The following is a 13,067-nucleotide window of genomic DNA, read 5'->3' as shown; positions in this document are numbered from 1 at the left end:
ATGCAGAAAGGTTCCCTTTTTTACTGTGATCACTGCTCAAAACTGACCGCCCCCAGACAACTGACCACCGTTAGTCTGCAGGGAGTGGACCGGCATTTTTGCTGCCCCGGATGTGAATTTTCATGGAAAACTTTAAAAAACCTGGGGTATGATGATATTTATAACCTCCAGAGAAAAGAGTTTGGTCTTCCAGAGGACCGTTCGCCGATTGAACTGACCCCTGAGGAGCAAAAAAAACTGGATGAAATGACCCGTCAATTTGTCCGGGGTGACGGTTACATCAAGCTGGTTTATCTTAAAATCGAGAAAATTCACTGTGCGGCCTGTGTGTTTTCCAGTGAAGAAGTGGTCAGACGGTTACCCGGTGTGCTTGATTTTTCGATCAATCCGGCCACCCACCGGGCACGTGTCCGCTGGGACAACCGGCTGGTGACCATTCCCACCATTCTGAATACCATTTCTGGCATCGGATATTACGCCTATCCTTTTAACCCGACCGCCGAAAAACCAACCATGGAAGCTGAGTCGAAGGATCTGACCATACGGTTGGGGGCTTCAGCTTTCCTTTCGATGAATGTCATGCTGATATCCATCGGTTTATATGCCGGCTTTTTCCAGGGAATCGACCCTGTGATGAAGGGATTTCTTCAGTGGATTAACCTGGTTCTGACCATCCCAGGGGTATTCTATGCAGGAAAACCCATTATTCTCGGTGCCTGGCAGAACATTAAGGCCCGAAAACCAGGCATGGATTTTCTCATTGCCTTGGGAACCCTGTCAGCGTTTTTCCTGAGTACGGTTCATACCATCACCGGGGAAGGGGAAACCTATTACGATACAGCCAACATGCTTATCTTTTTTATCCTGCTTGGAAGGTATGTAGAGATTAAAGTTAAACGGATGGTGCTGCGGGAATCGGATAAGTATGATGAATTCAGGGTGGAATCGGTCACCCGTGTTTCCGGTTCCGGGCGGGAAACGGTTGCCATGGACCAGGTAAGTCTTGGGGATGAGCTTGAATTCTATCCCGGAGACCGCATTCCAGTGGATGGCATTCTGATGACCGGGGTGTCTGCCTTCGATGAGTCACTGCTGACCGGAGAGTCGGTTCCTGTCGAAAAAATGAAGGGCGATGCGGTGATTTCGGGAAGCAGGAACCTGGTTTCGACGGTTACCATCCGGGTAACCGGAACCGGAGAGGGAACCGTTCTGAGTCGCGTGATGGAACTGATTGAGGAATCACAACTCACCAAATCCCCCCTGAGCCGGTTGGTGGACCGGGTGTCGGCAGTGTTTATTTACATAATTCTGGCTCTTGCAGCTTTGACTGGCTTCTATCACCATCTGGCCGGGACGGGAATTTCTCCTTTTCTGACGGCTGTGGCAGTGCTGGTGATTGCCTGTCCCTGTGCACTGGCCATCGCCACTCCCATGGCCATCCTGGTGGGTAATGGAGTTGCCCTGGGTAAAGGACTTCTCATCAAATCGGGAGATGTTCTTGAAAATCTGGTTAAGGTCGATCATATCGTTTTCGATAAAACTGGCACATTAACAACCGGGGTGATGCGTGTGGCTGAAGTCAGGAGGGTGGGTGAAAGACCCATCACCGATCCGGTCCTGTCCTCATTGGCTCATGCCGAAACGGAAATTTTTCACCCGGTTGCAAAAGCAATCAGTTCCTGGGGGCTCGAGCAGTTTGGCCGGTATGGTGATTACTCCAATCCTGAAAGTGTCCCGGGCCGTGGAATCCGGTTTCAGGTGGAAGGCCTGTGGGTTGCTGCTGGAAACATGAGCTGGATGAAAGAACAATCCGTTTTGTTCCCTCAGGATTACGGATTGGATCAATTTACCGGAGCTCCCGGAAGTGTACCGGTCTTTGTTTCCATCAACGGAACCCTTCAGTTTGTTTTTTTGGTGGAAGATTCCATTCGCCCCGAGGCAGCAGATGCCATTCGACATCTGAAGAAAAATGGATACAGGATCACTGTCCTTTCGGGTGACCGGAAGGAAAATGTGCTGGGCCTGGCCCATTCACTCGGACTTGACCGGGCGGACTGTCTGTATGAACAGTCGCCTGATGATAAACTCGAAAAGATCAGGGAATTCAGCCGGAATGGAAGCCGCATCCTCATGATCGGCGACGGAGTTAATGATGCTCCCGCGCTGGGATTGGCCGATGTGGGAATTGCCATGGGCGAGGGAAACCGGATCACCCTCGACAACTCGGGGGTGGTTCTTCTGAACAACCACCTTCATTCCATTGGTCGTGTGCTTTTCCTGGCTGCACGCACCCAGCGGAAAATCAGGCAAAACCTCTTCTGGGCGCTTGTTTATAACGTGGTGATGATCCCCCTTGCCATGACAGGGGTTCTGATTCCGATCTATGCGGCCGCGGCCATGTCAGCCAGCTCGGTATCGGTGGTTGTAAACTCTGTCAGCCTTCGCTGGAAATCCTGAAGACAGATGCCGATTTTAGAATTATGACTTCACAGTACGCCCTCATCATCATGTCGCTTCTGATTGCCCTGGCAGGATTTGGATTGTATATCTGGGCAGCCCGGACTGGTCAGTTCGAAGACACTGAGGATACCAAATATCAGGTTTTTGATGAGGATGATGACCAGCAGGCACCACCTCCCGATCAAGACACGACTCATTCACAAACTGAAAAAAAGTGAAATCAGTCTCCTTTGTGATTCTTGCAGGCTGGATGGTCGTTTTTACTGCCTGCGGTCCTGACCAGCCAGGAACCCCTTCGGCAAAGGAAGTCCTTCCGGATAGTATTTCCGGTTCAACTCAAACCCAGCCCCATTTCCGGTATCTGGATGACCGAAATGCGGTCAGTTATCTGCTCGATTATGGAAAAAAACATCCGGGCAATGACCTCATTCTTTATACAAGCATGGGTGAAATCAGAATCCGGTTGTATGAGAACACACCGGTTCACCGGGCCAATTTTATCCGGTTGATTGATCTCGGTTTTTACGACCGGACTGTCTTTTACCGGGTCATCCGCGGGTTTGTGCTTCAGGGAGGAGATAGTGATGATCCTGCCAGAAAAGACCTTAAAAAGAAATACGGGGTTTATACGCTGCCTTCCGAATTCCGCCCCGGTCTGATTCACCGGCCCGGAGCCCTGGCTGCCACAAGGGACTACGATAACAATCCGGAAAAGCGTTCATCTCCCTACGATTTTTATCTGGTGCATGGCAAGACGGTCACCCGGTGGGATCTGGATAAAATTGAAAAGGATAACAAGCGGGTTTTTTTACCTGAAGAACGCACTTTTTATGAAACCACCGGCGGGGCCGCCCACCTGGATGGTGAGCATACCGTGTTTGGCCAGGTAACCAAAGGTCTCGATGTGATTAACCGGATTGCATCCGTTCCGGTGGATCCGGCCGATTGGCCGCTGGCCGATGTCAGAATCGACAGCATTCGTCTTGTGCACTGACTCATCAATTAACCCGACAGGAAAGTCATGATAGTATCAAATACAGGTGAATGGGCTGCACTGGGAACGACCGTATGCTGGACGGTAACTGCCCTTGCATTTGAAAGAGCGAGTCGTGCCGTTGGCTCGCTGGCAGTCAACTGGATTCGTCTGATCATGGCGATGATTTTTATCAGTCTGTTTACCTGGGCCAGCCGCGGATTGTTCTTTCCGGTCGATGCCACTCCCCATGCCTGGCTCTGGCTTTCTCTTTCAGGATTGGTCGGATTTGTACTGGGCGATTTGTTCCTGTTCAGATCCTATCTGGAGGTGACTGCCAGAATTGCCATGCTCATCATGACCCTGGTCCCTCCCATGACGGCTCTGGCAGGTTGGATGTTTCTGGGAGAGACACTGACTTTCATCCAACTGACCGGTATGGCCCTGACTCTTTCAGGTATCGCCATTGTGGTGCTGAAACGTCCGGGTACAGAAGGCGGAAAACTGGATTTTCATTATTCCGTTAAGGGAATTTTGCTGGCCTTCGGTGGGGCCGTTGGCCAGGCTGCCGGACTGATTCTGAGTAAAATCGGAATGGGAACTTATGATCCGTTTGCATCCACTCAGATCAGAATCATCACCGGTATTGCAGGATTTACCCTGATTGTGACGGTTTTGAAAAGGTGGAATTCGGTGGGTGCTGCCATCAGACAGGCCCCGGCAATGGGTGCCATGGCCACAGGCGCCTTCTTTGGTCCGTTTATCGGAGTATCCCTGTCCTTACTTGCGGTTCAGACCACCCATGCCGGCGTGGCAGCCACGATCATGTCGGCGGTCCCGGTACTGATTATTATACCTTCGGTGTTCCTCCTGAAAGAAAAAGTCAACGGAAGGGAAATGATCGGTGCAGCCATTTCAGTAGCCGGAATTGCCCTTTTATTCATCTGAGTGCTCATCCCTCAGGTCCGTCCAACTCCGGGCCCCGGAGGGCTAATCAATAATTAATTGATTTTTTTGTCTTTTTGATGGGCCAATTGGGTGATTTGCTTTGAAAACAACGGCGATTTTTTGTTTATTTGCCTTGATTGTCAAAAAATGTCTGTGATGAACCGGCGTTAAACCGCTCTCACCCGATTTTACAATAGATTCATTGTTGTCACTTAATGCCTGAAGGTCCTATGAATAACCTGTTATCGTCAAAAAACCGCTTCTGGATGGGTTTACTTACCGGAATTCTTTTCCTGCCGGCTGTGGCTTCTGCTCAGTCCGATGTGTTCCTTTCTGTTTCAGGTTCGAAGGTTAAGCCAGCCAACGGAGACAAACATCACCTTTATGACTATTGGATCCGTCCAGGACAGGGCGCTGGCAATGCAGTCATTCAGATTTTCGACGCTGGTATTGCCGGGGTGACCGATGAGGTATCGGGTGATGCCAATACCAATTTCACTTATTCACTTTACAATTTTGAAACCCTGTATGACCTCAACGGGTCTGACCTGGTTCCAAAGCCTTCTAATCAGCAACCAATTGAACAATTGGTGGCAGGGACCGAGAGTAAGTTTGCCAACCGCTGGGTGACTTTTAAACAGGTATCGGCCAATGCCAATGGCTACATTCTACGGGTATATGCCAACGATGGAGATGATATCAATAACTTCAAGGTGTTGGTAACCGATCGCGAGGGTAATTTCAATGCCTCTGCAAACTGGACGCTGCTGGCAAATGATTTATCACTGACCATTTTCAATCTGAATCCGCGTGATGAGATTCAGTTCATCCCTGCTTTTGACTCCGAATTTGAGCCGCCGGTTATGGAGATTCTGGGCGCAGATGACTCCCGGGTGTTCGTAAAGGATTACTTCGGTAATGCATTCCGGGTTGGTTCTGATAAAGTGGCCTGGAATGTGAATGCCTTCGGAATTCAGAACCAGTGGGGACTGACCATTACCGGATCGAGCAATGTGAGCAACACCCTGGGAATTTACGGTCGGGATAAAAGTATTCTCTGGAATATGAATTTTATTTCAACCTCCATTCTGACCAAACCCAGTATTAATGTGGTTCAGCAAACCGTTGAGGATTGCTTTTCAACGGCATTCAGCCTCGAGGTTCCTCCCGATCAGAATGCGCTGAAAGCACGAGCAGCTTTTATTTACGGCGAGAATGAATTTGTGGAAGGCGCATCAGCCACCATCAATTTTGGCGGTCCGGGAACCTATAAGGTCAATGTGATTTATCCGACCCAGAAAGTATATGTTCCTCAGTACTGGACCTATGAGACAACAGTGACGATCCGTGAAAAACCGAACGCAGTAATTATCTCTGATCGTGAAAGCATGGCTCCTTCCGAAGTGCTCAAATTCGCGGCCCTTCAGCCCCCGAAAGGAAAGGAAGCCGGTCTGAAATATTTCTGGTATGTCAATGACCAGCTTCGTAAGCAAGACATCTCTTTCGATTTTTCCAGTATCATTCCCGGTACCTACATCGTCAAACTGGTGGTCAGCAACCAATCCACCAATTCCTCCTGTGCCTCAGATACAGCCGCCAAACGGATTATTGTGAACTCACAGCCCTACACTGAAATTGATGGAATGGAAAAAATTGCTCAGGGAGAAGAGGTCACGTTTAAGGCCAAAAACACCGATGACCAGGATCAGCAACCACTTGCGTACCGTTGGGTAGGTCCGGGAATTGTCAGCAGTGCAATCGAAGATAAAGTTTCCATCCGTCATACTGCTTTCGGAAACTATGAAGTCACCCTGACGATTAATGACCCGATCGGAGCTTCAAACTCGACTTATAAAACTTCCTTTAAGTATAAAGTCAATGCTGCACCGGTTCCGTCCTTCGACGTTCCTGAAATCGTGGCCACCGATCAGCGTGTGGTTCTCAATGCCGAGCGGACAACCGATCCGGATAATAAAAACCTGAAGTACACCTGGGAAATTTCCGATGGAAGAACTCTGAATGGAGTTACTTCCACGCTGACCTTCTCCAATCCCGGAAAGTATACCATCAACCTGAAAGTGGATGATACCGAGGGAACAAAAAATTCAGTTCAGGAATTGAAAAGGACCATTTCGGTCAACTTCCCTCCTGTACCCAAAATTGCAGCCAAAACGCGTGATTTTAAGGGATATCAACTGTTCAGCGCCGATTCCAGCCTCGATAAGGATCAGGGTATTGTTAAATATACCTGGGATTTCGGCGATGGAAGCGGAGACATTGGAAACAAAGTTTACCACACCTTCCAGAAACCGGGAACTTACACAGTCAGCCTGACAGTCGATGATGGAATGAAACTGGCCAACTCGGTTCAGTCCACCTCTCATACCATCGTGATTAACCAATACCCGGTTGCTGTGATCACAGCGCCTGACCGTCAGGATCCATCCAAACCACTTGTTGTCAGTGCCGATCAATCCAAGGACGCAGACGGCAAAATTATTTCGTATGAATGGTTCCTGAATGGCGTTCCATTCTCAAACCAGGTTCGTGCTCAGATCAATGTAAAATCACCAGGAGCCCATGTCCTGTCACTGAAGGTGAAGGATGATTCTGGTTTTGACGACGCCGTTCATGTGGCCTCAAAGCGGATTTTCGTTAACCAGGCTCCTGTGGCTTCGTTTGCATCGGTGCCTCTGGTAACAGATCCCGAGACACCAGTGCTTCTCGATGCCCGCGGTTCAAAGGATCCGGATGGAAAGATTAAGAATTTTACCTGGGCCTTCACCGATGGAACGGTGATGAATGGAGACACCGTAACCAAACTGTTTACCAAACCGGGACTTCAGAAATTTACCCTTCGTGTCGATGATGGTGAAGGATTTTCCAATTCGGTAACAACTTTGCAGAACCTGACTGTACTGGTGAATACCAGCCCGCGTCTGGTCACGCAGAAACGCATTAAATCCAATTCCCGTCGTGTGCAGTTGGATGCGTCCCGGTCTGCAGATCCTGATGGTCAGGAATTGATTTACTCCTGGACCTTCCCGGATGGCAGCAAATCGGAAAAACCCCTTGTACAATGGTATGCGCCAGAAGGTGGAATTCATAAAATTCTGGTAACGCTGGATGATGGTCAGGGTCGGAAAAACAGCGTGGTATCAGACACAGTTACCGTTGTTGTGAACCGTCCGCCGGTTGCCGTGATGGATAGCCTGAAGGTGGTCAAAGCCGGAAAACCTGTGGAGTTTGATGCCAGCCTGTCCTATGACCCTGATGGAGACCCGGTTTCAATCACCTGGGACTTTGGCGACCGGAAACCTTTCAAATCAAAGGATAATAAAGCCGCCTTTACATGGCAGCGTCCGGGATTCTATCCGGTTTATGTAAGTCTGGAAGATGGTTTCTCTGCGAAACCCGTTATCACCACTGTAGCGGTGGTAGTGGAAAGCTACCCGGTTGCCAGCATGGGATTCAGAGATACCAGTGCATTTCTCGGTAAGGAATTCATGTTCAGCTCGGCAAAAAGCGAGTATCAGAACGGACGGATCACCTACTATGAGTGGGACTTTGGGAACGGGGATAAGGCCTATGGTCCCACTGTCGCCTACAAATACATGAAGGCCGGTTCTTACACCGTTACCCTCACCATTAAAGGTGGTGACCCCGGACCCGATCAGCCTGTCAGTACCATTCAGGGAACGGTTAAAGTTCTGAACGGACCTGTTGCCGTGATCAGAGGTCCAGAATGGGCCTCACCGAATGAAACTATCACGTTTGACGGAGGTGGTTCTTTATCTCCTGTTACGATCCGTGGATTCAGCTGGGTCATTAAAGGACCTGGAGCCAAAGATTCGGTTCTGTACACAGGTCCGTCTGTGCGCCATGTGTTCAAGGATACCGGAAAGTATAAAGTTATTCTGACCATCAGCAATCTCGATAAAGTGAACAGCGATGACCGGACGGTAAAAGAATTGACGGTCAATGCCACCCCTGTTCCTCAATGGGTGGTTCCTGAAATCGTTGCCGAGGGTGATCCGATTGTTCTGGATGGACGTCCGTCAGTAGATCCGGATGGAATTATCACCTTGTACGAATGGCGGATTAATAACCGTCTTGTCGGAACTGATCCTTATGTGGTGGTTCCATCTCCGAAATTCGGTGTCTATGATCTGGAACTTCGGGTGTTTGATAATTCGCCCACCAAAAATAATGCGGCCTCTGTTAAACAGAGGTTATTGGTGAATGCAGCCCCTGTTCCCAAACTTGCCATCGATTTACCGGTTTACGAAAAAGAATCGGTTACTCTGCGTTCGGTTGAAGTGATTGATCGTGATAAGGATAACCTGACCACCACCTGGAAACTGAACGGAAAAGTGGTTCCTTCTCCTACCATTAATCTGGAACGTGGAAACTACACCATCACGCTCATCCAGAATGATGGTAAAGGACAAACCAACTCGGTGGATAGTATTCAGCAGGTGCTTACCGTGAGCCCGGCACCGGACATCAATCCGGCTTTCCCTGCCGAGATCAGTCAGGGAACCATTGTATCCGCCGAGTCAATGGGATTACCAAAGTTTACCGGATTCCATGTCCGCGGAAAATCACAGTCTACCTGGGTGGCCGATACATTGGGGGACCGCACCGTCCGGATTGTTTGGCAGCCACGTAAGGAAATCCTGAAACAGGTGGATAAGCAAACAAAAGTTTGGCCGCAACTCGCCTTTAAATCACTGGCTGGCTCACGCAAGGATCTCGATTGGAATCCGGCCAACCCGGTTGTCGAATTGGTTGCACCTGAAATCAACCGCCCGGAAGATAAGAATGTTATTTACGAATGGATCCTGAACGGTCAGACCGTTGCCTATGGAAAACGGGCTTCAGCCACGGTCAGACAGGGTGAAAATGTCTTTACTCTCAGGGTAACCGATGCAGATATTTTCGGTGGGAAACCTGCAGAGACACTCATGACAGTGGTTTGTAAATAAGGTCTGCCTGATAAAAAATGAAAAGGGCCATTCTGTCGGATGGCCCTTTTTTTTTTGCAGGGGCTTACATTGATGGATCTCCGCCAGCCGATTTTGTAGTATAAAGAAACCTTTTGATTTTCTGAGTCGGGGTCTTCTCGAAAGGTTCTGGTTGTTCGATAATCCGGGCAATTTTTGCAAATTTTGAAGTCCGTTGGTTAACAGCAGATTTCAGTTCCTCAAAAAAGGCCAGAATTCGTTTCCTGGCTCCGGCTTCATTGGTGGCGTGCTTTGCCAATTCCTGATCTATAATTTCAGAGTTAAGAAAAACCCTTGCAACGATTTCTTTACCATCTTCAAGAACCAGACTTTCCGAGACCCAATCATGTTCATTCAGAAGGGACTCCAATTCTTCCGGATAGATATTCTCGCCGGAAGGACCAAGAATCATATTCTTTGATCGTCCTTTGATGAACAGGTAACCATCCTCGTCAATATATCCCAGATCACCCGTGTGAAACCATCCATCCTGAGAAAGCACCTCGGCTGTTTTTTCCGGATCACGGTAATACCCGGCCATAACATTTGGCCCTTTTACCCAGATTTCACCCGCACCTGTTACCGGATCGGGGTGATCAATCCGGACTTGTACGTTCAGAATGGCTTTTCCGGCCGACCGGAGTCGTGTGGTTTCGGGGGGAGTCCCGGTAACAAGCGGTGATGTTTCAGTCAGTCCATAACCAATGCAATAGGGAAAGCCTGCCTCCCGTAAGAAGAATTCAGTATCCGGGGCAAGGGCCGCTCCACCAATGCAAAATAATTTCAACTCTCCGCCAAAGGTCTGTAAGAGCTTTTTTCCGGCTTTCTTGTTTAACAGTTTCCTGAATGGAGGCAACCCATACACATTTCTGATGATGAAATTGCCATGGAAAGCGGGAATGATTTTTTGCTTGTAAATTTTTTCAATGATCAGCGGTACAGAAAGCATCACCGTGGGACGGACGGTTTGCAGTGCCGGCAGAAGCACAGGTGCGGTCGGGGCCCGGTCAAGATAATGAACACTGGCACCGGCAGAGAGCGGCGTTAGAAATCCAAGGGTGCACTCAAAAGTATGTGCCAATGGCAGAAGCGACAGAAAGCGGTCTGTTTCAACAATATGGACCAGTTTCCTGACGCTCTGGATGTTAGCAATCAGGTTCTGATGGGTCAGCATCACCCCTTTTGAATGTCCGGTGGTGCCAGACGTATAAATGATCACTGCAAGCGAGGGGGATTCCTTTTCATGCGCTGAATGAAGAAAACGACGTGCCCGTGCTTTCAGGTTGGTCAGGGCCGCTTCACCAAGACGAAGCAGAGTCTCCCAGGTTTTGCCTCCCCGCGATATCTGAAAGGTTTCCAGGTTGATGGTGAATTTGGCTGGAGATTCGTCGAGTCGGTTTAACAGACGTGGTGAAGTGAAAACAGCCCTGGCCTCGGAATGACGGAGAATATGGCTGACGGCACCCGTGTGAAAATCAGGCAGAATCGGTACCACCACACCGCCCGCCTCCTGTATGGCAAGGTAAGCAATGCCCCAGTTCATGTGATTTTCTGAATAGATGGCCACCCGGTCACCCGAGGTGATTCCCTCATCGTTAAGCATTTTGGCAAGCTGCATGACCCGATGGCTTACATCCAGATAGGTCAGTGTCGGTCCGTTAATCATGGCAAGTGCGGGCCGGTCTGCATACCGTGCAGCCGATTGATGGAAAAGGTCGGGTATGGTGGAAACTGAAGAGGGAGCCGTGCTGATCATCGGTCATTCCTTAAAAACCGGTAAGATGAACAATTGCTGATTTCATTTCAAGACCCACCGGAATGGTCCGTCAGGTCTCTTCGGATGGTTACCCATCTGGTCAATTTTATAAAGCAAGGCGGAAGGCTATCTTTGGCCCTTTGAATAACCGGGAACACATGCGGTCCAAACCTTCACTTCTGATCATTTTTCTGACGGTCTTCATCGATCTGATCGGATTCGGAATGATCATTCCGCTGCTTCCGTATTATGCCTTGGCATTTGATGCCTCACCCCTGATGGTGACTTTCCTGTCTACCATTTACTCGCTGATGCAATTTCTGTTCTCTCCTTTCTGGGGTGGGCTTAGTGACCGTTTCGGTCGCCGGCCGGTCCTCCTGATTTCCATTGCCGGTACGGCTTGTGCCTATGGTTGGTTTGCCGTTGCAGGTTCCCTTACCAGTTTGTTTATGGCCCGGTTGCTTGGTGGCGTATTTACCGCCAATTTTGGGGCGGCTCAGGCCTATATTGCTGACATTACCACCACCGAAAACCGGGCAAAGGGAATGGGGCTTTTCGGTGCTGCATTCGGACTCGGATTTATTGTTGGACCGGCGCTGGGAGGGCTGCTTTCTCCCTTTGGCTACATGGTCCCCGGTCTGGTGGCCGCCTCACTTTCAGTCCTCAATTTCGTTTTTGCCTGGTGGTTTCTTCCGGAATCCCAGCAACCGGCAGTACGCGCACGAAACCGGCAGAAACCTTTTCAGTGGTTGGCTGTCCACCGGCCGTTCACCGACTTTCTCCGGTTGCGGCAGGACCGGAATCCGGTGTTTTTCCTCATCCTGATTGTCTGGGTGGTGATAACCGGGCATGCAATGTTTGAAGGAACGTTTGCATTGATACTTGAATCGGTGCTTCAATTCAGTGCCCGCGAATTTGGCCTGATCTTTACCGTAATCGGCATTGTTACGGCCGTGGTTCAGGGTGTGCTGATTGGTCCGCTGACACAGCGCTTCGGAAACAGGTTTTTAATTATCAGCGGATTGTGGTTTACCATGTTGTCGTTGGTAATTTTATCCCTGATGAGTCCGGATTCGCTGTGGTTGCTATACATCGGAATTGTGAGTTACTCCTTTGGTCTGGCTCTTTTTTCGCCCAGCATGAATGGACTGATTTCAGGAATGACCCATCAGGATGATCAGGGCAAAATCCTTGGCCTTTCTCAGGGTTTCGGAAGTCTGGGCCGGATTGTCGGACCGGTGACCGGTGGGCTGGCATTTACGGCAGGACCTCCGGGATTACCTCTTTGGGCTGGTGCAACTTTAATGGGCCTGGGGTTGTTATTAATTTGGAATCATTTGAAACCGGACCTGACCAGATCATGAAATTATATACCAAAACCGGAGACCAGGGAACCACCTCACTTTTCGGAGGGCAGCGGGTCAGCAAAGCATCTCTCCGTGTTGAAGCTTATGGGACCGTTGATGAAACCAATTCGGTGATCGGATTGGGCCGGACCGTTGCAGCAGATTTTCAAAGGGAAGATGAACTGCTGAAATCCATCCAGAATGACCTGTTTGTTCTGGGCGCAGATCTGGCCACACCCGTGACCGCCTCAGGACCCTCGCAGGTTCCACGGATCTCGGATCATCATATCAGGGAAATCGAAAAACAAATCGACTTTTATCAGGCTGCCTGTCCGCCTTTCCGGTTTTTTGTCCTTCCCGGAGGAACTCCTCTGGCTGCTCATCTTCACGTTGCCCGAACGGTTTGCCGTCGGGCAGAACGGATCGTGGTTCAACTCTCTGAATCCTCTCCGGAATTTGAAAATATCATTGTATATTTAAATCGTCTTTCAGATCTTCTTTTCATCATCGCCCGGTACGTGAATCTTCAGTCCGGTGTCTCAGAAACTGAATGGAAAGTCAGAGGATGATCCTCTGCC

The 13,067-nt window shown here is 49.5% G+C and carries 8 protein-coding genes; 7 read left to right on the top strand and 1 reads right to left on the bottom strand.

Annotation, left to right across the window (positions count from 1 at the left end):
- The 5 genes from HUU10_02115 to HUU10_02095 all read left to right on the top strand — a co-directional run bounded on the left by HUU10_02115 (position 1) and on the right by HUU10_02095 (position 9,369).
- Complete coding sequence (locus HUU10_02115) at positions 1-2,457, top strand: heavy metal translocating P-type ATPase metal-binding domain-containing protein (GenBank protein NUQ80380.1); 2,457 nt, start codon at positions 1-3, stop codon at positions 2,455-2,457.
- Positions 2,458-2,480: 23 nt separating this feature from the next.
- Positions 2,481-2,678, top strand: a complete 198-nt coding sequence (ccoS, locus tag HUU10_02110) for a cbb3-type cytochrome oxidase assembly protein CcoS (protein ID NUQ80379.1) — start codon at positions 2,481-2,483, stop codon at positions 2,676-2,678.
- On the top strand, positions 2,675-3,454 hold the full coding sequence (locus HUU10_02105) for a peptidylprolyl isomerase (GenBank protein NUQ80378.1): 780 nt from the start codon (positions 2,675-2,677) through the stop codon (positions 3,452-3,454). The genes ccoS and HUU10_02105 overlap by 4 nt, the downstream gene beginning before the upstream one ends.
- Positions 3,455-3,481: 27 nt before the next feature.
- Positions 3,482-4,381, top strand: coding sequence for a DMT family transporter (locus HUU10_02100; GenBank protein ID NUQ80377.1), 900 nt, complete (start codon positions 3,482-3,484; stop codon positions 4,379-4,381).
- Between the two features lie 230 nt (positions 4,382-4,611).
- Positions 4,612-9,369: a PKD domain-containing protein gene (locus tag HUU10_02095; protein NUQ80376.1), complete on the top strand. Its 4,758-nt coding sequence runs from the start codon at positions 4,612-4,614 to the stop codon at positions 9,367-9,369.
- Between the two features lie 64 nt (positions 9,370-9,433).
- Here HUU10_02095 and HUU10_02090 read toward each other — a convergent pair whose 3' ends face one another.
- Positions 9,434-11,143: an AMP-binding protein gene (locus HUU10_02090; GenBank protein ID NUQ80375.1), complete on the bottom strand. Its 1,710-nt coding sequence runs from the start codon at positions 11,141-11,143 to the stop codon at positions 9,434-9,436.
- A gap of 158 nt (positions 11,144-11,301) precedes the next feature.
- Between HUU10_02090 and HUU10_02085 the strand changes: the two genes are divergently transcribed.
- Both HUU10_02085 and HUU10_02080 read left to right on the top strand, forming a co-directional pair.
- Positions 11,302-12,507 (top strand): MFS transporter, encoded by a 1,206-nt coding sequence (locus tag HUU10_02085; GenBank protein ID NUQ80374.1) that lies wholly within the window; start codon positions 11,302-11,304, stop codon positions 12,505-12,507.
- Positions 12,504-13,058, top strand: coding sequence for a cob(I)yrinic acid a,c-diamide adenosyltransferase (locus tag HUU10_02080; protein ID NUQ80373.1), 555 nt, complete (start codon positions 12,504-12,506; stop codon positions 13,056-13,058). Before HUU10_02085 ends, HUU10_02080 begins: the two co-directional genes overlap by 4 nt.
- Positions 13,059-13,067 lie beyond the last annotated feature (9 nt).

This window comes from Bacteroidota bacterium (assembly GCA_013360915.1).
GTDB lineage: Bacteria > Bacteroidota > JABWAT01 > JABWAT01 > JABWAT01 > JABWAT01.
Note: the sequence above shows the minus strand (reverse complement) of the source record. Positions and strands in the feature narration are given on the sequence as shown.